This window comes from Streptomyces sp. NPDC000880 (assembly GCF_053599675.1).
Window position 1 is genome coordinate 1 of sequence record NZ_JBSFMS010000128.1, and the last position, 20,571, is coordinate 20,571.

Sequence of the window (20,571 nt, forward strand, 5' to 3'; positions counted from 1 at the left end):
CCCGCTGCTTCGAGATCGAGGCGCGGCTGCGCGAGGCGCTGGACATCCCGGTCTTCCACGATGACCAGCACGGCACCGCGATCGTCGTCCTCGCCTCGCTGACCAACGCGCTGCGCGTGGTCGGCAAGGCGATCGGTGACGTACGAGTCGTTATGTCCGGCGCGGGCGCCGCCGGTACGGCCATCCTGAAACTGCTGATCGCAGCGGGTGTCAAGCACGCCGTCGTGGCCGACATCCACGGCGTGGTGCACGCGGTCCGCGAGGACCTGGTGGACGCGGAGGCCGAGTCGCCGCTGCGCTGGATCGCCGACAACACCAACCCCGAGGGCGTCACGGGTACGCTCAAGGAAGCGGTCGTCGGCGCGGACGTTTTCATCGGAGTGTCCGCCCCGAACGTGCTGGGGGCGGCGGACGTCGCGGCGATGGCCGACGGCGCCATCGTGTTCGCGCTCGCGAACCCCGAGCCGGAGGTCGACCCGGCAATTGCCCGCCAGACGGCGGCAGTTGTGGCCACGGGCCGCTCCGACTTCCCCAACCAAATCAACAATGTGCTGGTCTTCCCGGGCGTCTTCCGCGGCCTGCTGGACGCGCAGTCCCGCACGGTCAACACGGAGATGATGCTCGCGGCGGCGGCCGCGCTCGCGGACGTCGTCACCGAGGACGAACTCAACCCGAACTACATCATCCCGTCCGTCTTCAACGACAAGGTCGCCGGAGCGGTCGCGGGAGCCGTCCGCAACGCCGCGAAGGCGGTCGGCGCGGCTGTGACGGGCCACACGTCGGCGTGACGCCCGGCGCGTCGCGAGTCGCGGGTCCGCGACTGCCGCTCTAGGGTGGCGGACCATGAGCCCCGCGGCTCCCGGCTCCAAGGAGTCTCCACCGAGTGGACGGAACGTCACCACGACGAGGCCGTGGCGCTTTTCGTGTGACTCCGGAGGGTGCCGGATTGGCTTTCCCGCCGCTGGTGGGGGCAGGATGCGTATTCGGGCGCGAGGGTCTGACTCCAGACCCGGGTCCGGGGACTGTCCGAGGGCCCTGGCAGCATCGGCTTCGATCTCACGCCTCACAGGCAAGAAGAACACGGGAGTAACAACATGAACCGCAGTGAGCTGGTGGCCGCGCTGGCCGACCGCGCCGAGGTGACCCGCAAGGACGCCGACGCCGTGCTGGCCGCTCTCGCCGAGACCGTCGGCGAGGTCGTCGCCAAGGGCGACGAGAAGGTCACGATCCCCGGCTTCCTGACCTTCGAGCGCACCCACCGTGCCGCTCGCACCGCTCGTAACCCGCAGACCGGCGACCCGATCCAGATCCCGGCCGGCTACAGCGTGAAGGTCTCCGCGGGCTCCAAGCTCAAGGAAGCCGCCAAGGGCAAGTAATCCGCCTGGGCAAGCAAAAGGGCGGCCACCCCCTGCCGGGGTGGCCGCCCTTTGGCGTGTGGCCGGGGCTCCGGCCGACAATTGAGCACCTTGGGGGTCCCGCGGTTGAAGTCTGAGGGAGATTGAGGAGCCGGGGGTCCGGGGGCGGAGCCCCCCGGGGTCAGACGAGCCTGCCGCCCGGGAGCTCCACCTTCGCGCCCAGCTTCTCGAGCTTCTCCATGAAGTTCTCGTAGCCGCGGTTGATCAGGTCGATGCCGTGGACCCGTGACGTCCCCTGCGCCGCGAGCGCCGCGATCAGGTACGAGAAGCCGCCGCGCAGGTCAGGGATGACCAGATCCGCGCCCTGGAGCTTCGTCGGGCCCGACACGACCGCCGAGTGCAGGAAGTTGCGCTGGCCGAAGCGGCAGTCCGAGCCGCCCAGGCACTCGCGGTACAGCTGGATGTGCGCACCCATCTGGTTCAGCGCGGAGGTGAAGCCGAGCCGCGACTCGTACACCGTCTCGTGGACGATGGACAGGCCCGCCGCCTGGGTCAGGGCCACCACCAGCGGCTGCTGCCAGTCGGTCTGGAAACCGGGGTGCACGTCCGTCTCCAGGGCGATCGCGTTGAGCGAGCCGCCCGGGTGCCAGAAGCGGATGCCCTCGTCGTCGATCTCGAAGGCGCCACCCACCTTCCGGTAGGTGTTCAGGAACGTCATCATCGAGCGCTGCTGCGCGCCGCGCACATAGATGTTGCCCTCGGTCGCCAGCGCCGCAGACGCCCAGGACGCCGCCTCCAGGCGGTCCGGGATCGCCCGGTGGGTGTAGCCGCCGAGCTTGTCGACACCGGTGATCCGGATCGTCCGGTCGGTGTCCATGGAGATGATCGCGCCCATCTTCTGCAGGACGCAGATGAGGTCCTCGATCTCCGGCTCCACCGCCGCGTTGGACAGCTCGGTGACGCCCTCCGCCAGCACCGCCGTCAGCAGCACCTGCTCGGTCGAGCCGACCGATGGGTACGGCAGCCGGATCTTGCAGCCGCGCAGCCGCTGCGGGGCCTCCAGATACTGGCCGTCCGCCCGCTTCTCGATCGTCGCGCCGAACTGGCGCAGCACCTCGAAGTGGAAGTCGATGGGCCGGCCGCCGATGTCGCAGCCGCCCAGCCCCGGAATGAAGGCGTGGCCGAGCCGGTGCAGTAGCGGGCCGCAGAAGAGGATCGGGATGCGCGAAGAGCCCGCGTGCGCATCGATGTCCGCGACGTTCGCGCTCTCGACGTGCGACGGGTCGAGTACCAGCTCACCCGGCTCGTCACCGGGCCGGACCGTTACTCCGTGCAGCTGCAGCAGTCCACGTACGACGCGCACATCACGGATGTCGGGCACATTGCGCAGTCGGCTCGGCTCGCTGCCCAGAAGAGCGGCGACCATTGCTTTGGGCACGAGGTTCTTCGCGCCGCGGACGCGGATCTCGCCCTCGAGCGGGGTTCCGCCGTGGACAAGCAGTACATCGTCTGTGCCGGTCATGAATCTCGCGTTCCGGAGGATCCCCCCAGCGGAGCGAGGGGGATGTCGGGCAGGGGGCCAGTGGAAAGGGTAAGGGGCTTCTACCCCTGTCCCGTAAGGCCAAGGACCGTCGTGCGCGTAATGAATTCGACACAACACGCTGGGTCGGTACATGTTTGCGGAGCGTCACCGACCCAGGGTTCGCGTGCCACCCGCTCCTGTCGCGTCCTGAGCTGCGCTCGCTCACACTCAGCCGCCCGCTCCCCGCGGAGGGCGAAGATGCGGGATCATGTCTCGCATGACCGAGGTGTCCTCGCTCACAGGGCGGCTGCTCGTCGCCACCCCTGCCCTGGCGGACCCGAACTTCGACCGGGCGGTGGTTCTGCTGCTCGACCACGACGACGAGGGCTCGCTCGGCGTGGTCCTCAACCGGCCCACCCCGGTGGTCGTCGGCGACATCCTGGAGTCCTGGGGCGCGCTCACGGGCGAGCCGGGCGTGGTGTTCCAGGGCGGCCCGGTCTCCCTCGACTCGGCGCTGGGCGTCGCCGTCATACCGGGCGACGAGGGACCGCTCGGCTGGCGGCGGGTGTACGGCGCGATCGGTCTGGTCGACCTGGAGGCCCCGCCGGAGCTGCTCGGCGCGGCACTCGGATCGCTGCGGATCTTCGCGGGATACGCCGGATGGGGCCCCGGCCAGCTGGAGGAGGAACTGAACGACGGTGCGTGGTACGTCGTCGAGTCGGAGCCGGGCGATGTGTCGTCGCCCAGGCCGGAGAGCCTGTGGCGGGCGGTGTTGCGGCGGCAGCGCAGCGAGCTCGCCATGTTCGCGACGTACCCGGACGACCCTTCGCTGAACTGAGCGGCGCGGCCTTCAGTACCCTGGCAGTTATGAGCACTCTTGAGCCCGAGCGCGGGACAGGCACGGGGACCCTCGTAGAGCCGACGCCGCAGACGTCGCACGGCGATGGCGACCACGAGCGCTTCGCCCATTACGTCCAGAAGGACAAGATCATGGCGAGTGCCCTCGACGGCACTCCCGTGGTGGCACTGTGCGGGAAGGTCTGGGTACCGGGGCGCGACCCCAAGAAGTACCCGGTCTGTCCGATGTGCAAGGAAATCTACGAGTCCATGGGCGCCGGCGGCGACAAGGACAAGGGCGGCAAGGACAAGAAGTAGTTCTTCCGCCGGGGACGGCCCCCGGGATGCGCATCTACGCGTGTCCCGGGGGCCGTTTTGCGTTGCACGGGGGTGCGTCGCTGGTCACAGAGTGGTTGAGACCTCTTGTCCGGTTGTTGGCGCGCCCTTAGCCTCCTGCTGTGTTGTGCAGCACGAAACGTTCGTTGCACACTATGCAACGCCCGTCCTGTGAGTAGGCGTTGCGCACGGTGCAACGCTTACTCGTAGGGAACCACGCATGAAGCTTTTCGCCCGGATTGCCGCCCCTGCCGCGGCACTTGCGCTGGCGGGCCTCACCGCCACCGCCTGCGCCCCCCAGACCTCCGACAACGCTGCCAAGCAGGACGACACGAGCGGCACCCTGCGCGTCTGGCTCTTCCAGGAGGTCAACAACAAGCCCAAGGAGCAGGTCGTCGACGCCGCCGTCGCCGCGTTCCGCAAGGCGCACAAGGATGCCCAGGTCGAGGTCGAGTACATACCCGTCGAGACCCGCGCCCAGCGGATCAAGGCCGCCTTCAACGACCCGAAGAGCGCGCCGGATCTGATCGAGTACGGCAACACCGACACGGCCGGCTACGTCAAGGACGGCGGACTCGCCGACATCGGCGCGGAGTTCACCGCCTGGGACGAGGCCAAGGACACCGACCCGACGGCCAAGCAGTCGGTCACGGTCGACGGCAAGATCTACGGCGCCCCGCTCTTCGTCGGTGTACGCGCGCTGTACTACCGCACCGACGTGTTCAAGGAGCTGGGGATCGCGGCCCCCAAGACCCAGGATGAACTGATCGCCACCGCAAAGAAGATCCACAAGGCGAAGCCGGAGCTGTACGGGCTCGCGGTCGGCGGCGCGTACACCTATGGCGCGATGCCCTTCATCTGGGCGCAGGGCGGCGAACTGGCGCAGGAGAGCGGTGGTTCGTACAAGGCGGCCATCAACAGCCCGGCCGCGCAGAAGGGCATCACGGCGTACACCTCGCTCTTCGGCGACGACAACTGCCCGGCCGCGAAGTGCGCGTCGATGGGCGGCAACGCGACGGTGACGGCCTTCGCCTCCGGCAAGGCGGCGATGGCGATCGGCGGTGACTTCAGCCACCAGGCGGTGGAGGCGGGCGCCGTGAAGGGCAAGTACGCGGTGGTGCCGCTGCCGGGCAGGGAGGCGGGCTCGATCGCGCCGGCCTTCGCGGGCGGCAACAACATCGGCGTACTGAAGAGCACCTCGCACCGCACGCTGGCGGTGGACCTGATGAAGCAGTTCACCGGCAAGGAGGCACAGCGCAACTTCTTCGACGCGATGGGGTTCCTGCCGACGTACACGGATGTACGCGCGGAGGTCGCGAAGAAGCAGCCGTTCGTCGAGCCGTTCGTACGGACGCTGGACGCGGGTGCGAAGTTCGTGCCGGCCTCTGCGGGCTGGGGCCAGATCGACTCGTCGCTGGTGCTGCCGACGATGTTCCAGGAGATCGTCAGCGGCAAGAAGGACGTGGCGGCGGCGTCGGGTGACGCGGCGAAGAAGATGGACACGGCGTTCGCTGCCGCGGGCTGAGTGCGATGACAAACGGTACGGAACCGGGGCCGAACGCCCCGGACAGCCCGGGCCCGCGCGAGACCGCGGTCCCACCGCAGGGGACACGGGCGCCCGACGGGACGGGCGCGTCGGCCGGCCCCCCGGCGGCTGACGCCGCCGGGGCGTTGGCCGAGGCGTCTGCGTCTGCCGGTGGTGCGGTCGCGTCGGGCGCTGTTGAGGCGGGGCCGTCCGGCGGGACCGCTGCGTCTGCCGGTGTCGCGTCGGCCGGTGCTCCGGCGGCTGACGCCGCCGGGTCGGCGGTCGAGGTTTCGGCGTCTGCCAGTGGTGGGGGTGCGTCGGCTGGTCTCTCGGCCGGCGCTTCGGCGGCTGCCCCCGGGGCGGGCGCGCCCGGCGGCACCACTACGGCCACCCGCGGGCCTGGTGCTTCGGTCGTCGGCACCGCCGGGCTGTCCAAGGGGCGGCCCGCGCGCGTGCCCAACGCCCGGAAGGCGGCCGGGGGTTCGACACCCGGCGACAGGCGCGCGGCGCGGCGTGGCCGCCGGCGCGCCGGCTCCTGGACCCCGTGGCTATACCTCGCGCCCGCGCTCCTCGTCCTCGCCGGGCTCCTCGTCTACCCGATCTACCAGCTCGGCCTGATCTCCTTCCTCGAGTACACCCAGGCCCAGGTCAGCGGCGGCGAGCCGACCACCTTCCAAGGCCTCGGCAACTACCGCACGCTCCTCGCCGACAGCCAGTTCTGGCAGGTCCTGCTGGCCACCGTCGTCTTCGCCGCCGCCTGCGTGCTCGCCACCCTCGCCGTCGGCTGCGCTCTCGCCGTCCTGCTGACGCGCGTACGCGCCCTCCCCCGCCTCGCCCTCATGCTCGCCGCCCTCGGCGCCTGGGCGACCCCCGCCATCACCGGCTCCACCGTCTGGGTCTTCCTCTTCGACCCGGACTACGGACCGGTCAACCGTCTCCTCGGCCTCGGCGACTTCTCCTGGACGTACGGGCGCTACAGCGCCTTCGCCCTCGTACTCCTCGAAGTCGTCTGGTGCTCGTTCCCGTTCGTGATGGTGACGGTGTACGCGGGTATCAAGGCGATCCCCTCGGAAGTCCTGGAGGCGGCCTCACTGGACGGCGCGTCCCAGTGGCGGATCTGGCGCTCCGTCACCGCTCCGATGCTCCGCCCCATTCTCGTCGTCGTCACCATTCAGTCGATCATCTGGGACTTCAAGGTCTTCACCCAGATTTATGTGATGACGAACGGCGGCGGCATCGCCGGCCAGAATCTCGTGCTCAATGTGTATGCCTATCAGAAGGCCTTCGCGTCCTCCCAGTACAGCCTGGGCTCGGCCATCGGCATCGTGATGCTGCTGATTCTGCTGGCGGTCACCCTTGTGTATCTGCGGCTGCTGCGACGCCAGGGAGAAGAACTGTGAGCCTGCCCAGCATCCGCCGCCCCTGGCGGCTCGCCGCCGAGGCATCGGCGCTCGTCATCGCGGTCGTCGTGGCCTTCCCGCTGTACTGGATGGTGCTCTCGGCGTTCAAACCGGCGGGCGAGATCCAGTCCACCGAAGCAACCCCCTGGACACTTTCCCCCTCGCTCGACTCCTTCCGCCGCGTCTTCGAACAGCAGGAATTCGGCCGGTATTTCCTCAACAGCCTGTTCGTGGCCGGCGTGGTGGTGATCGCGTCCGCGCTGATCGCATTCCTGGCGGCGACCGCGGTGACGCGGTTCCGCTTCAAGTTCAGGACGACCCTGCTGATCATGTTCCTGGTCGCCCAGATGGTGCCGATCGAGGCGCTGACCATCCCGCTTTTCTTCCTGATGCGGGACTTCGGCCAGCTGAACACCCTCGGTTCGCTGATCCTGCCGCACATCGCCTTCTCGTTGCCGTTCGCGATCTGGATGCTGCGGGGCTTTGTGAAGGCGGTCCCGGAAGCCCTGGAAGAGGCGGCGTACATCGACGGCGCGAGCCGGACCCGCTTCCTGTGGCAGATCCTGTTCCCACTGGTCTTCCCGGGGCTCGTGGCGACGAGCGTGTTCTCGTTCATCTCGACGTGGAACGACTTCCTGTTCGCCAAGTCCTTCATCATCAGCGACACCTCCCAGTCGACGCTGCCGATGGCGCTGCTGGTCTTCTTCAAGCCGGACGAGAACGACTGGGGCGGCATCATGGCGGCGTCCACCGTGATGACCGTGCCGGTGCTCGTCTTCTTCGTACTCGTACAGCGACGCCTGGTCTCCGGCCTGGGCGGCGCGGTGAAGGACTGACGCAATGAGCTTTACGGATCTGATCCCCGCACCGCGCGCCGTCGAGGGCCCGCACCGCACCCCCTTCGTGCTCGGTACCGGCACCGCACTCGCCGCGGAGCCTGGTACCGAGGGCGTCGCCCGCTGGCTGCGTACGACCCTTGGCAGCGCTCTGGGACGCGAACTCCCCCCAGGGGTGGCGGGAGCCGGGCACACCATCACGCTGCGGATCGATCCGTCGCTGGAGCCCGAGGCGTACCGGCTGTCGGTCGCATCCGGCGTCGAGATCGTGGGCGGCACCGCGGCCGGCGTGTTCTGGGGAGCCCAGACGCTCCGTCAGCTCCTCGGCCCGGACGCGTACCGCCGGGCTTGCGTCGATCCGGAAGCCTGGCGCGGCATTCCGCACCAGGTCATCGAGGACGCACCCCGCTTCCCCTGGCGCGGCATGATGCTCGACGTCTCACGGCATTTCCTGCCCAAGGACGACGTCCTGCGCTATCTGGACCTCCTCGCCGCCCACAAGCTCAACGTCTTCCACTTCCACCTCACCGACGACCAGGGCTGGCGCATCGAGATCAAGCGCTACCCCAAGCTCACGGACATCGGAGCGTGGCGCGCACGCACCAAGTACGGCCACCGCGCCTCCGAGCTCTGGGACGATAGGCCGTACGGCGGTTACTACAGCCAGGACGACATTCGCGAGATCGTCGCGTACGCCGCCGAGCGGCATATCAGCGTCGTCCCCGAGATCGACATCCCCGGCCACTCGCAGGCCGCCATCGCCGCGTATCCGGAACTGGGCAACACCGACGTCATCGACACAACAACCCTCTCCGTCTGGGACAGTTGGGGCATCAACCCGAACGTACTCGCCCCCACTGACAACACACTCCGCTTCTTCGAGGGCGTCTTCGAGGAGCTGCTCGGCCTCTTTCCCGCCGCCGTCTCACCGTTCATCCACATCGGGGGCGACGAGTGCCTCAAGGACCAGTGGAAGGCGTCCCCGTCGGCCCAGGCCCGTATCAAGGAACTCGGCCTGGCCGACGAGGACGGGCTCCAGTCCTGGTTCATCCGCCACTTCGACACCTGGCTCGCCGACCGCGGCCGCCGCATCATCGGCTGGGACGAGATCCTGGAAGGCGGTCTCGCCCCCGGCGCCGCCGTCTCCTCCTGGCGTGGGTACGCCGGCGGCATCGCTGCCGCCGAGGCCGGCCACGATGTCGTCATGTGCCCCGAGCAGCAGGTGTACTTCGACCACCGCCAGCACGGCGGAGCGGAGGAGCCGATGCCCATCGGATACGTACGCACCCTCGAGGACGTCTACCGCTTCGAGCCCGTCCCCCCGGCCCTCTCGCCCGAGGCCGCCGCGCACATCCTCGGCACCCAGGCCAATGTCTGGACCGAAGTGATGCAGGACCGTTCCCGCGTCGACTACCAGGTCTTCCCGCGGCTCGCCGCCTTCGCCGAGGTCGCCTGGTCCGCCCTGCCCGCTCCCGCCGAGCGCGACTTCGCGGACTTCGAACGGCGAATGACCGCCCACTACAAGCGCCTTGACGCGCTCGGTGTCGACTACCGGCCGTCCGGCGGCCCGTTGCCCTGGCAGAAGCGACCGGGTGTGATCGGACGCCCGATCGAGGGTGCGCCCCCAAACGTGTGAGCCCGACTCAAAGACGCATCTCCCGCGCCCGGGATCCTGGGACTGTGGAGAGCCGCACGGAACAAGTCGCACAAGGACCGTCGAAGAGTGGCAATCCGCATGCGGCGGCGAGGATGTTGCAAACTGGACCATCGTCGCGAGCGGGCGTATCCGGTACGAATCTGCCCTTCGCGGACCCTCTGGCCGGTCGGCTCGGAAGATGTGCCAGAGTTGCCACGTCCGGGCTGTGAGCACGTACGGTACGGCAACACAGGCGGGACAGCCGGGACGCCGGGAAGGGGCAGCTGGGTGACCACGCACGCACCGCAGACGGGGCAGTCGGTGACGCTGCCGGCTGCGCTGGACGAGGCCGTGGCGGCGCTGACCGCCATGCCCGCCGCCGTGCCCGTCGCGGGCGGCACGGACCTCATGGCCGCCGTCAACAAGGGCCAACTCCGCCCGGCCGGCCTGGTCGGCCTCGGCCGTATCAGCGAAATCCGCGGCTGGCGCTACCAGGACGGACACGCCCTGCTCGGCGCCGGACTCACCCACGCGCGGATGGGACGGCCCGACTTCGCGGCCCTCATCCCCGCGCTGGCCGCGTCCGCGCGCGCCGCCGGCCCGCCCCAGATCCGTAACGCGGGCACGCTCGGCGGCAATATCGCCACGGCCGCCCCGACCGGCGACACCCTGCCCGTGCTGGCCGCCCTGGAGGCGGACCTGGTGATCGCGGGACCCGGCGGCGCACGTCGCGAGATCCCCGTCTCCCATCTGCTGGCGGGCCGGGAGATGCTCGCCCCCGCCGAACTCATCGGCTTCGTACGGGTACCCCTCCTGCACGCCCCACAGGTCTTCCTGAAGGCCACCGGCCGCACCGGCCCCGGCCGCGCCACCGCATCCGTCGCCGTCGTCCTCGACCCGGCGCGGCGCGGAGTGCGCTGCGCGGTGGGCGCGATCGCCCCGATGCCGCTGCGGCCGCTGGAGGCGGAGCGGTGGATCGCGTCACTGATCGATTGGGACGGCGAGCGCGGTCTCGCGGGCGAGGCGCTGGCGGCCTTCGGCGAGTACGTCGCGGCGGCGTGCATCCCGGATCCGGCCCCGGCCGCGCAGGGCGAGGAACAGCCCGTGCTGCCGCCCGCCGTACTGCATGTGCGACGCACCGTCGCCGCGCTGGCCCGACGTGCACTGGGGAGGGCGCTGTCGTGAGCAACGAGGAGAACCCGCAGGGACGCCCGTCGGAGCAGGGGGGCTGGCAGCCCACGCCTCAGAGTGGCGAGTACGACGCCGAGGCCACCGCCTTTCTGCAGCTGCCGCCCGAGGGCGCGCTGGACGCGGCGCCGCTCGAAGCGCCCGGACACGGCTACGTACCCCCGATGATCACGCCGCTGACGCCTGCCTCCACGGCCGATCCGGCGGCGATGGGCCCCTGGGCCGTGGAGCAGGCAACGGGGGAGCCGGCGGTCCAGTGGCCGGAGCCCTCCGGCACCGAGCAGCACGTCGACCCGCACGCCACGGGACAGTGGACCTTCACGGGCGCCGAGCCGGCCGGGGCGCCGTTCGCGCCCGCACCTGCCTCCGAGTTGACCGGTGAGTGGACGATTCCGGTGGCGGACGGCGATCTGCCGGACGAGTCCGGCGAGTTCACGACGTCATCGCTGGCGTCCCATTGGGGTACGACGGCTCCGCCCGCGACTCTGCCGGGCGGGGCGACGGCCCCGTGGGCGAGCGCGCAAGAGCCCCCGGCGACTCTGCCGGGCGGAGCGAGGGCGCCCTGGGCGACAGTTCCGGAGCCGGAGCCCGCTGCGGTGGCCGAGGAGCCGGAACCCGTACAGGAGCCGGATCCGGAGCCGGAGCCCGAAGCGGTTGAGGCCGAGGCGGCGGCCGAGGCGGCGGCGAGCCCCGATGAGGCCCCCGACACTCCTGAGGCCCCCGCCCCCACCTCCTCCACGGGCAGCGACGAACACCCGCCTACCTCCTACGTCCTGCGTGTCAACGGCAGCGACCGCCCCGTCACCGACGCCTGGATCGGCGAGTCCCTCCTGTACGTACTGCGCGAGCGCCTCGGCCTCGCCGGTGCCAAGGACGGCTGCTCGCAGGGCGAGTGCGGCGCTTGCAACGTCCAGGTCGACGGCCGTCTCGTTGCCTCCTGCCTGGTTCCGGCGGCGACCGCCGCCGGTTCCGAGGTCCGTACGGTCGAGGGCCTCGCCACCGACGGCGAACCCTCCGACGTCCAGCGCGCCCTGGCGGGCTGCGGCGCGGTCCAGTGCGGCTTCTGTATCCCCGGCATGGCCATGACCCTCCACGACCTGCTCGAGGGCAACCACGCCCCCACCGAGCTCGAGACCCGCCAGGCCCTCTGCGGCAACCTCTGCCGCTGCTCCGGCTACCGGGGCGTCCTCGACGCCGTACGCGAAGTGGTCGCCGAGCGCGCGGCGAGTAACGCGGCCGCCGCAGAGGCGAGTGAGGAAGCCCGTATTCCGCACCAGGCGCCCCCCGGCGCAGGTAGTGTGCAGCCCCACCCGCACGACGGAGGCATGGCGTGACCAACGACGCGGCCACCACGACGACGACGCCCCGGACGGTCGACGGCCCCCAGACGGAACCTCCCGCCCTCGGCCTTGGGGCGTCCCTCCCGCCGGCCGACGCCCGCGCGAAGACCGAGGGCACATTTCCGTACGCCTCCGATCTGTGGGCCGAGGGCCTGCTGTGGGCGGCGATCCTGCGCTCCCCGCACCCGCACGCGCGCATCGGCTCGATCGACACCTCGGCGGCGCTGGAGATGCCGGGCGTACGGGCGGTGGTGACGCACGAGGACATTCCGGGCGATATGGCGTACGGCAGGCGTATCGCCGACCGTCCCGTCTTCGCCTCCGAACTCGTACGCCACCACGGCGAGGCGATCGCGGCGGTCGCCGCGGACCACCCCGACACGGCCCGCCTCGCGGCGGCGGCGATCGCCGTCGAGTACGAGGTGCTCGACCCCGTCACCGACCCCGAGAAGGCATTCGCCGCCGAACCCCTGCACTCCGACGGCAATCTGATCCGCCACATCCCCCTCCGCTACGGCGACCCCGATGTGGCGGGCGAGGTGATCGTCGAGGGCCTCTACCGCATCGGCCGCCAGGACCCGGCCCCGATCGGCGCCGAGGCAGGCCTGGCCGTCCCGCGCCCCGACGGCGGCGTGGAGCTGTATGTCGCCTCCACCGACCCGCACACCGACCGTGATCTCGCGGCGGCGTGCTTCGGCCTGGAGCCGGACCGGGTGAAGGTCGTGGTCACGGGCGTCCCGGGCGCGACGGGCGACCGCGAGGACCCCGGCTTCCAACTCCCGCTCGGGCTGCTGGCGTTGAAGACCGGCTGCCCGGTCAAGCTGACGGCGACCCGCGAGGAGTCCTTCCTCGGCCACGCGCACCGCCATCCGACACTGCTGCGCTACCGCCACCACGCGGACGCCGAGGGCCACCTGGTCAAGGTCGAGGCCCAACTGCTGCTTGACGCGGGCGCGTATGCCGACGCGTCCTGCGAGTCGCTCGCGGCCGCGGTCGCGTTCGCCTGCGGTCCGTACGTCGTCCCGCACGCCTTCATCGAGGGCTGGGCGGTCCGTACGAACAACCCTCCCTCGGGCCATGTGCGCGGCGAGGGAGCGATGCAGGTGTGCGCGGCGTACGAAGCCCAAATGGACAAACTGGCCGCGAAACTGGGCGTCGACCCCACCGAACTGCGGCTGCGCAACGTGCTCGCGACCGGTGACATCCTCCCCACGGGCCAGACCGTCACCTGCCCCGCGCCCGTCGCGGAACTCCTCCGCTCGGTCCGGGACTTCCCGCTCCCCTCCCTCCCCAAGGACAGCCCGGAGAACGACTGGCTGCTCCCCGGCGGCCCGGAGGGCGCGGGCGAACCCGGCGCCATCCGCCGCGGAGTCGGCTATGCGCTGGGCATGGTCCACATGCTGGGGGCGGAAGGCGCCGACGAAGTCTCCACGGCAACGGTCAAGGTCCACGACGGTGTCGCGACGGTGATCTGCGCGGCCGTGGAGACTGGCCAGGGCTTCTCCACTCTCGCCCGCCAGATCGTCCAGGAGACGCTGGGCATCGAAGAGGTCCACGTGGCCTCGGTCGACACGGACCAGCCCCCGGCGGGTCCGGCGGCCCACGGCCGCCACACCTGGGTCTCGGGAGGCGCGGTCGAACGCGCCGCGAAGATGGTCCGTACGCAACTGCTCCAGCCCCTGGCCCACAAGTTCGGGATGTCGACGGAGCTGCTCCAGATCACCGACGGCAAGATCACGTCGTACGACGGCGTGCTGTCGACCACGGTGACGGAGGCGTTGGACGGCAAGGAGCTCTGGGCAACGGCCCAGTGCCGCCCCCACCCCACGGAGCCTCTCGACGAGTCGGGTCAGGGCGACGCCTTCGTGGGACTGGCCTTCTGCGCGATCCGCGCGGTTGTCGACGTGGACATCGAGTTGGGTTCGATCCGCGTGGTCGAAATGGCGGTGGCCCAGGACGTCGGCCGCGTCCTGAACCCGGCCCAGCTGACCGCCCGCATCGAGGCGGGCGTCACCCAGGGCGTGGGAACTGCCCTCACGGAAAACCTCCGCACGGCCCGCGGCCTGGTCCGCCACCCTGACCTGACGGGCTACGCGCTCCCGACGTCCTTGGATGCCCCGGACATTCGCATCGTCAAACTGGTCGAGGAACGCGACGTGGTGGCCCCCTTCGGAGCCAAGGCGGCGAGCGCGGCCCCGGTGGTCACGTCCCCGGCGGCGGTTGCGTCGGCGGTGCGGGCGGCAACGGGCCGCCCGGTCAACCGCCTCCCGATCAGGCCTCAGGCAGCGGTGGCCGTCCCCAACTCGTAACAAGAAGCCGCCCGGGTGCCGCGGCCTTGATTCGCACAACCATGCGATCAATCAGCAGGTCTCCTCTGTGCAAGGGCCCGGCGGCCGGCCGCCGGGCCGGGACAACAGGGGCGGGGGGCGTCGTCGCCCGGGAGCCTTCCGGCCTCTTGTGGTATTACCCGACCTCGGGCAAGAAGTGGACCTCCGCCGTGTTCAAGCCTCGCGTGCGTGTGGGCACCGGCTGGAGCATCTACAGCTCCGTGCGCGGCACCGGCGAGCACAGCGGTCGTACGCCGCGGCGGACTCGTACCCGTACGCCGCCTGGATGTAGTCGAGCATAAAGATCACAAAGGGCGGTCCCACTCGGGACCGCCCTTTGCCGTCTGGCAGCTCAGCGCCATTGGCTGCCGGAGGCCGTGACCGGAATCGAACCGGCGTAACTCGCTTTGCAGGCGAGTCCCTCAACCACTCGGGCACACGGCCGTGTGACTCCAATACGTCGAACGTAGGCGGGACCGGGGCGCCGCTCAAGGGTCCGGCTCGCGATGCAATGCGACTGCCATACGGCGTTCACGGTTCACGGTCGTACGACCAAGGAACCAGCGGGAGCCCGACCAGCGACAGGGCCCATCCGCGGCCATGCCCCTTACCCTGAGGCTCATGACCGCCCTCGAACCCCGTGACGCCGAGGTCACGCTGCCGACGGATGAGACAGACGCGGTGCCCGACGGCCAAGGCATCCTCGGCAAGGCGCATCGCGCGCTCAGTGTCGGCATCGTGTCCGTCGTCGTGCTGATCGCCTTCGAGGCGACCGCCGTCGGCACCGCGATGCCGGTTGCCGCACGGGAGTTGCACGGCATTGAGCTGTACGCATTCGCCTTCTCCGCGTACTTCACCACCAGCCTCTTCGCGATGGTGCTCTCCGGGCAGTGGGCCGACCGGGACGGGCCGATCCGGCCGCTCGCCACCGGGATATCGGCCTTCGGCGCGGGGCTGCTGATGTCCGGGACCGCGGGCACGATGTGGCTGTTCATCATCGGGCGGGCGGTACAGGGACTCGGTGGCGGGCTGGTGATCGTGGCGCTGTACGTGGTCGTCAGCCGCGCGTACTCGGAGCGGCTGCAGCCCGCGATCATGGCAGCGTTCGCCGCGAGCTGGGTGATCCCGTCGGTCGTGGGGCCGCTCGCGTCCGGCACGGTGACCGAACACCTCGGCTGGCGCTGGGTGTTCATCGGCATCCCGGCGCTGGTCGTCTTCCCGCCGGCGCTCGCGCTGCCGGCGATCCGGCGGATGGCGTCCGGGCCCGCGGATCCCGGCGGGCCGCCGCAGCCGTTCGACGGGCGCCGGATCCGGCTGGCGCTGGGCATCTCGCTGGGCGCGGGTCTGCTGCAGTACGCGGGCCAGGACCTGAACTGGTTCTCGCTGGTCCCCGCGGCGGCGGGCGCGGCACTGCTGGCGCCGGCCGTGCTCGGGCTGCTGCCGCGGGGGACGTACCGGGCGGTGCGGGGGCTGCCGTCCGTCGTACTGCTACGGGGCATCGCGGCCGGGTCCTTCATCGCGGCGGAGTCGTTCGTACCGCTGATGCTGGTCACCCAGCGCGGGCTGTCGCCGACGATGGCCGGGCTCTCGCTGGCGGTGGGCGGGGCGACGTGGGCGCTGGGCTCGTACGTACAGTCCCGGCCGCGGGTCGAGCCGTACCGGGAACGGCTGATGGCACTGGGGATGGTGCTGGTCGCGGCGGCGATCGCGACCGCGCCGAGCGTGCTGATCGCATGGGTACCGGTGTGGATCGTGGGGGTCGTGTGGGGCGTGGGCTGCTTCGGCATGGGAATGGTGATCGCGTCGACGAGCGTGCTGCTGCTGAAGCTGTCGGCAGCGGAGGAGGCGGGCGCGAATTCGGCGGCGCTGCAGATCTCGGACGGGCTGTCGAACGTGCTGCTGCTCGCCGCGGGCGGCGCGGCGTTCGCGGCGATGGGCGGGGGAGCGGTGGGGGCGGCACACGTCGCGTCGGGGGCGTCGGGCTCGCACCCGGGGGCGTTCGCGGTGGTGTTTCTGCCGATGGCGGGGGTGGCGCTGGTGGGGGCGTGGGTGGGGACGAGGCTGCGGACGCGGTGAGGTTCGGGCGGGGTGTTCTCCCCGGCCCCGCCCTTCCCGAAACCGGGGGCAAGCTCCCGCGAACACAGCTACGCCCGGGACCCGCGACCTGTGAGGCGGGTCTCAACGAGGCCCGTCTCGTGTCGTCTGCCCCGGGGTGAGACAGTCCCACCGGTAGGGTGGCCCGGTTGTCGTACCGACCGACGTGTACCCGAGCCCGTGAACCGGAGACCGTGACTACTACCGCCTCCCACCACCTCTCACCCGCCTTCCCCGGGCGTGCCCCCTGGGGTACCGCCAACAAGCTGCGTGCCTGGCAGGAAGGCGCCATGGAGCGGTATCTCCAGGAGCAGCCACGCGACTTCCTCGCCGTCGCCACCCCCGGCGCCGGCAAGACCACTTTCGCGCTCACCCTCGCCTCCTGGCTGCTGCACCATCACGTCGTCCAGCAGGTCACCGTCGTCGCTCCCACTGAGCACCTCAAGAAGCAGTGGGCCGCCGCGGCCGCGCGGATAGGGATCAAGCTCGATCCGGAGTACAGCGCCGGGCCGCTGAGCAAGGAGTACCAGGGTGTCGCCGTCACCTACGCGGGCGTCGGCGTACGGCCCATGCTGCACCGCAATCGCTGCGAGCAGCGCAAGACTCTCGTCATCCTCGACGAGATCCACCACGCCGGTGACTCCAAGTCCTGGGGCGAGGCCTGCCTCGAGGCCTTCGACCCGGCGACCCGCCGCCTCGCGCTCACCGGTACGCCCTTCAGGTCCGACACCAACCCGATCCCCTTCGTCCAGTACGAAGAGGGCAACGACGGGATCCGGCGGTCCGCCGCCGACTACACGTACGGATACGGGAATGCGCTGGGCGACGGGGTCGTCCGCCCGGTGATCTTCCTCAGCTACAGCGGCAACATGCGCTGGCGCACCAAGGCAGGCGACGAGATCGCCGCCCGCCTCGGCGAGCCGATGACCAAGGACGCCATCTCGCAGGCCTGGCGGACCGCGCTCGACCCGCGGGGCGACTGGATGCCGAACGTGCTGCGCGCCGCCGACAAGCGGCTGACCGAGGTCAGGAAGGGCATCCCGGACGCCGGCGGGCTCGTCATCGCGTCCGACCAGGACTCCGCCCGTGCGTACGCCAAGCTCATCCGCGAGATCACCGGCACCAGGGCGACCATCGTGCTCTCCGACGAGACCGCGGCCTCCAAGCGGATCGAGGAGTTCAGCGAGAACGAGGACCGTTGGATGGTCGCGGTCCGCATGGTGTCCGAGGGCGTCGACGTGCCGCGCCTCGCCGTCGGTGTGTACGCCACGACCATCTCGACGCCGCTCTTCTTCGCGCAGGCTGTGGGCCGTTTCGTGCGGTCCCGGCGCCGCGGTGAGACCGCGTCCGTCTTCCTGCCCACCATCCCCAACCTCCTCGGCTTCGCAAGCGAGATGGAGGTCGAGCGCGACCACGTACTCGACAAGCCGAAGAAGGACGGGGAGGAAGACCCGTACGCCGAGTCCGAGAAGGAGCTCGCGGAGGCGGAGAAGCAGCAGGACGAGGACACGGGCGAGCAGGACATGCTGCCCTTCGAAGCCCTCGAGTCCGACGCGGTCTTCGACCGGGTGCTGTACGACGGCGCCGAGTTCGGCATGCAGGCGCACCCCGGCAGCGAGGAGGAGCAGGATTACCTCGGCATCCCCGGGCTCCTCGAACCCGACCAGGTGCAGCTGCTCCTGCAGAAGCGGCAGGCACGGCAGATCGCGCACAGCCGCAAGAAGCCGGACGACGAGGCGGACCTGCTGGAGCTGCCCGCCGAGCGGCGGCCCGTCCTCTCCCACAAGGAGCTGCTGGAGCTGCGCAAGCAGCTGAACACGATGGTGGGGGCGTACGTCCACCAGAGCGGCAAGCCGCACGGGGTCATTCACACCGAACTGCGGCGGGTGTGCGGCGGGCCGCCGAGCGCGGAGGCGACGGCCGGGCAGATCCGGGAGCGGATCAAGAAGGTCCAGGAGTGGGCGACCCGGATGCGGTGAGCTGCACGGGGTTTGAACGGGGTTTGAGTGGGGTGTCGAGCGGGCCCGGGTGCGACTGTGCGCCCGGGCCCGCTCGTACCGAGGACCGACCCCATGGACACCCATCGCGCGATTTACGGCGGTAATGGGTAATTAAGGCACTTTCTGTCATCTATAGCCCCTTGCTGTCCGAACTCAAGTCCCTGCCGCGCCCGGATTCTGGACGAGGTCTTCCGCTGAGCGAACCAGGTCGCTACTGTCCCCGCATTGCACACGCCCCGTGGCAGCGCCGCCGCGGAGCGCAGCCGGTGCGCCATGGCCTGCCGGTGGCCTCTGGGTGCGTCGCCAACGGGACCGGTGTCGCAACTCTCGTGAGAGGACCGCCGTCACTCACTCCGAAGGAGAGGGCGTCGTGACCGCGGAGACCTCCCAGACGCTCGACCGGGGACTACGTGTCCTCAAGCTGCTCGCCGAAACCGACCACGGGCTGACCGTCACCGAGTTGTCCAACAAACTCGGCGTCAACCGCACCGTCGTCTACCGTCTGCTCGCCACCCTGGAGCAGCACGCCCTCGTCCGCCGCGACCTCGGCGGACGCGCCAGGGTGGGCCTTGGCGTACTCCGTCTCGGCCGCCAGGTGCACCCGCTGGTGCGGGAGGCCGCGTTGCCGGCGTTGCGCTCGCTCGCGGAGGACATAGGGGCTACGGCCCATCTCACCCTGGTCGACGGCGCGGAGGCCCTCGCGGTCGCGGTCGTCGAGCCGACCTGGACGGACTACCACGTCGCGTACCGGGCGGGCTTCAGGCACCCGCTGGACCGGGGCGCGGCGGGCAAGGCGATCCTCTCGGCCCGCCAGGGCAAGTCGAACGCGCCCGGGTACACGCTCACCCACGGCGAACTCGAGGCGGGCGCGAGCGGCGCGGCCGCGGCGCTGGTCGGGGTGACGGGGATAGAGGGCAGCGTGGGCGTGGTGATGCTCGCGGACTCGGTCCCGGAGAGGGTGGGGCCACGGGTGGTCGACGCGGCCCGCGAGGTGGCGGACGCGCTGCGCTGACGCGGGGCCGGCGGGGGCGCTGTCTGTCCGGGCGCGGGGGTCGGGGTGCGGGGTGCCCGGTGCCCCCGTGGGGCGGGCACCCGCGCCCGATAGATTGACACCGTGCTCTCCAGTCTCACGCGCCCCCGCGCCATCGCCCTCTGCGCCCTCCCCGTCGTCGCGCTCTTCGCCGTCGCCGGGCTCGCGCCGCTGCCGTACGCCGTGGCGCAGCCCGGCACCACCGCGAACGTCCTGGGCGACGACAACGGCACACCCATCATCACCATCACTGGCGCGCCCACCCGTACGACCAAGGGTGAGCTGCTGATGACGACCATCGTCGCGACCGGGCCGTCCGCCGACGTCGACCTCGGTGAAGTGGCCGACGCGTGGTTCAGGGCCGACCGCGCGGTCCTCCCGCGCGACTCCGTCTATCCGGCCGGCAAGTCCGACAAGGAAGTCGTCGAGCGCAACCTCAAGGACATGCAGGAGTCGCAGAACTTCGCCACCCGCGCCGCGCTCGGCTACCTCGGCATGGACCCGGCGAAGGTGAAGGTCACCCTCCACCTCGCCGACGTCGGCGGGCCCAGCGCCGGGCTGCTCTTCGCGCTCGGCATCGTCGACAAGCTCGACGGGGACGGGGCGGGCGGGGACCTCACCGGTGGCCGCAGTGTCGCCGGTACGGGAACGATCAGCGCCGACGGCAAGGTCGGCGCGGTCGGCGGAGTGGCCCTGAAGACTCAGGCCGCGAAGCGGGATGGCGCGAGTGTTTTCCTCGTGCCCAAGGACGAGTGCTCCGACGCGCAGGCCGAACTCCCCGCCGGGTTGCGGCTGATCCCGGTCACGGCCCTGAAGGACGCGGTGGAGTCCCTTCGGGCCCTCGAGAAGGGCGGAAAGGTCCCGAGCTGCTGACAGAACCCGCTGCCGGCATGTCCGTGCCGGGACCGGGCTCCTCGTCGGTCGTCTCCGTGCGGGCGGCTGCTGCACCAGGCGTAGGCCCAACTGGACGAGCGTCCAGTCCAGTTGCGTACGGAGGTCCTTCCGCCGCCGGCGGTACCCGGCGGCCTCGGCGCGCGGCGCTTATGCGAGTAGGCCCTGTCCGGGCGATCTTGTCGGGCCCGCGACGACAGCTACGGCACCTCGCTGTGTTGTCGAAAGTCGCCCAAGTACGTCCAGTACGAGGG

16 protein-coding genes and 1 tRNA gene are annotated in these 20,571 nt (G+C 70.6%); 15 read left to right on the forward strand and 2 right to left on the reverse strand.

All coding sequences use genetic code 11. From position 1 onward, the window contains the following. Positions 1-788: NAD(P)-dependent malic enzyme (locus ACWDO5_RS29490; protein ID WP_450533450.1), on the forward strand; the 788-nt coding region annotated here is incomplete at its 5' end. 306 nt (positions 789-1,094) lie between these two features. After that, a complete protein-coding gene (locus tag ACWDO5_RS29495) occupies positions 1,095-1,376 on the forward strand; it encodes an HU family DNA-binding protein (protein ID WP_004571953.1) in 282 nt (93 codons plus the stop codon). A 160-nt stretch (positions 1,377-1,536) separates the two neighbouring features. Here ACWDO5_RS29495 and murA read toward each other — a convergent pair whose 3' ends face one another. Further along, entirely contained in the window at positions 1,537-2,877 is a 1,341-nt protein-coding gene (gene murA / locus ACWDO5_RS29500) for a UDP-N-acetylglucosamine 1-carboxyvinyltransferase (RefSeq protein ID WP_389185664.1), read from the reverse strand. A gap of 277 nt (positions 2,878-3,154) precedes the next feature. On the opposite strand from murA, the gene ACWDO5_RS29505 reads away from it, so the two are divergent. The 9 genes from ACWDO5_RS29505 (at position 3,155) to ACWDO5_RS29545 (ending at position 14,284) form a co-directional block, all read left to right on the forward strand. Beyond that, positions 3,155-3,715, forward strand: a complete 561-nt coding sequence (locus ACWDO5_RS29505) for a YqgE/AlgH family protein (RefSeq protein ID WP_450533451.1) — start codon at positions 3,155-3,157, stop codon at positions 3,713-3,715. Positions 3,716-3,744: 29 nt separating this feature from the next. After that, positions 3,745-4,032 carry a DUF3039 domain-containing protein gene (locus tag ACWDO5_RS29510; RefSeq protein WP_450533453.1) on the forward strand — a complete coding sequence of 96 codons (288 nt, stop codon included), beginning with the start codon at positions 3,745-3,747 and terminating at the stop codon, positions 4,030-4,032. A gap of 238 nt (positions 4,033-4,270) precedes the next feature. Next, on the forward strand, positions 4,271-5,575 hold the full coding sequence (locus tag ACWDO5_RS29515; RefSeq protein WP_450533454.1) for an extracellular solute-binding protein: 1,305 nt from the start codon (positions 4,271-4,273) through the stop codon (positions 5,573-5,575). A 452-nt stretch (positions 5,576-6,027) separates the two neighbouring features. Then, positions 6,028-6,975 (forward strand): carbohydrate ABC transporter permease, encoded by a 948-nt coding sequence (locus tag ACWDO5_RS29520; RefSeq protein WP_450533455.1) that lies wholly within the window; start codon positions 6,028-6,030, stop codon positions 6,973-6,975. Next, positions 6,972-7,811, forward strand: coding sequence for a carbohydrate ABC transporter permease (locus ACWDO5_RS29525; RefSeq protein WP_450533456.1), 840 nt, complete (start codon positions 6,972-6,974; stop codon positions 7,809-7,811). Before ACWDO5_RS29520 ends, ACWDO5_RS29525 begins: the two co-directional genes overlap by 4 nt. Before the next feature lie 4 nt (positions 7,812-7,815). Further along, positions 7,816-9,447 carry a beta-N-acetylhexosaminidase gene (locus ACWDO5_RS29530; protein ID WP_450533457.1) on the forward strand — a complete coding sequence of 544 codons (1,632 nt, stop codon included), beginning with the start codon at positions 7,816-7,818 and terminating at the stop codon, positions 9,445-9,447. Positions 9,448-9,735: 288 nt separating this feature from the next. Continuing rightward, the gene (locus tag ACWDO5_RS29535) at positions 9,736-10,632 is read left to right on the forward strand and encodes an FAD binding domain-containing protein (protein ID WP_450533459.1); all 897 of its coding nucleotides are present in this window, start codon (positions 9,736-9,738) and stop codon (positions 10,630-10,632) included. Beyond that, the gene (locus tag ACWDO5_RS29540) at positions 10,629-11,969 is read left to right on the forward strand and encodes a (2Fe-2S)-binding protein (protein ID WP_450533461.1); all 1,341 of its coding nucleotides are present in this window, start codon (positions 10,629-10,631) and stop codon (positions 11,967-11,969) included. The genes ACWDO5_RS29535 and ACWDO5_RS29540 overlap by 4 nt, the downstream gene beginning before the upstream one ends. Next, the gene (locus ACWDO5_RS29545) at positions 11,966-14,284 is read left to right on the forward strand and encodes a xanthine dehydrogenase family protein molybdopterin-binding subunit (RefSeq protein ID WP_450533462.1); all 2,319 of its coding nucleotides are present in this window, start codon (positions 11,966-11,968) and stop codon (positions 14,282-14,284) included. The genes ACWDO5_RS29540 and ACWDO5_RS29545 overlap by 4 nt, the downstream gene beginning before the upstream one ends. Positions 14,285-14,674: 390 nt before the next feature. On the opposite strand, the gene ACWDO5_RS29550 is transcribed toward ACWDO5_RS29545, so the two are convergent. Continuing rightward, positions 14,675-14,746 (reverse strand) — tRNA-Cys (locus ACWDO5_RS29550). 177 nt (positions 14,747-14,923) lie between these two features. Between ACWDO5_RS29550 and ACWDO5_RS29555 the strand changes: the two genes are divergently transcribed. The 4 genes from ACWDO5_RS29555 to ACWDO5_RS29570 all read left to right on the forward strand — a co-directional run bounded on the left by ACWDO5_RS29555 (position 14,924) and on the right by ACWDO5_RS29570 (position 20,299). Further along, a complete protein-coding gene (locus ACWDO5_RS29555; RefSeq protein WP_450533463.1) occupies positions 14,924-16,378 on the forward strand; it encodes an MFS transporter in 1,455 nt (484 codons plus the stop codon). A gap of 212 nt (positions 16,379-16,590) precedes the next feature. After that, the gene (locus tag ACWDO5_RS29560; protein ID WP_450533464.1) at positions 16,591-18,375 is read left to right on the forward strand and encodes a DEAD/DEAH box helicase; all 1,785 of its coding nucleotides are present in this window, start codon (positions 16,591-16,593) and stop codon (positions 18,373-18,375) included. Positions 18,376-18,766: 391 nt separating this feature from the next. Then, positions 18,767-19,408 carry an IclR family transcriptional regulator gene (locus ACWDO5_RS29565; protein ID WP_450533466.1) on the forward strand — a complete coding sequence of 214 codons (642 nt, stop codon included), beginning with the start codon at positions 18,767-18,769 and terminating at the stop codon, positions 19,406-19,408. 102 nt (positions 19,409-19,510) lie between these two features. After that, complete coding sequence (locus tag ACWDO5_RS29570; RefSeq protein ID WP_450533467.1) at positions 19,511-20,299, forward strand: S16 family serine protease; 789 nt, start codon at positions 19,511-19,513, stop codon at positions 20,297-20,299. Positions 20,300-20,571: the final 272 nt, after the last annotated feature.

Excerpts from the sequence above, each read along its gene's own strand:
- ACWDO5_RS29505 (WP_450533451.1), top strand. The coding sequence starts at position 3,155 with ATGACCGAGGTGTCCTCGCTCACAGGGCGGCTGCTCGTCGCCACCCCT.
- ACWDO5_RS29495 (WP_004571953.1), top strand. The coding sequence starts at position 1,095 with ATGAACCGCAGTGAGCTGGTGGCCGCGCTGGCCGACCGCGCCGAGGTG.
- ACWDO5_RS29515 (WP_450533454.1), top strand. The coding sequence starts at position 4,271 with ATGAAGCTTTTCGCCCGGATTGCCGCCCCTGCCGCGGCACTTGCGCTG.
- ACWDO5_RS29530 (WP_450533457.1), top strand. The coding sequence starts at position 7,816 with ATGAGCTTTACGGATCTGATCCCCGCACCGCGCGCCGTCGAGGGCCCG.
- ACWDO5_RS29555 (WP_450533463.1), top strand. The coding sequence starts at position 14,924 with ATGACCGCCCTCGAACCCCGTGACGCCGAGGTCACGCTGCCGACGGAT.
- ACWDO5_RS29510 (WP_450533453.1), top strand. The coding sequence starts at position 3,745 with ATGAGCACTCTTGAGCCCGAGCGCGGGACAGGCACGGGGACCCTCGTA.
- murA (WP_389185664.1), bottom strand. The coding sequence starts at position 2,877 with ATGACCGGCACAGACGATGTACTGCTTGTCCACGGCGGAACCCCGCTC.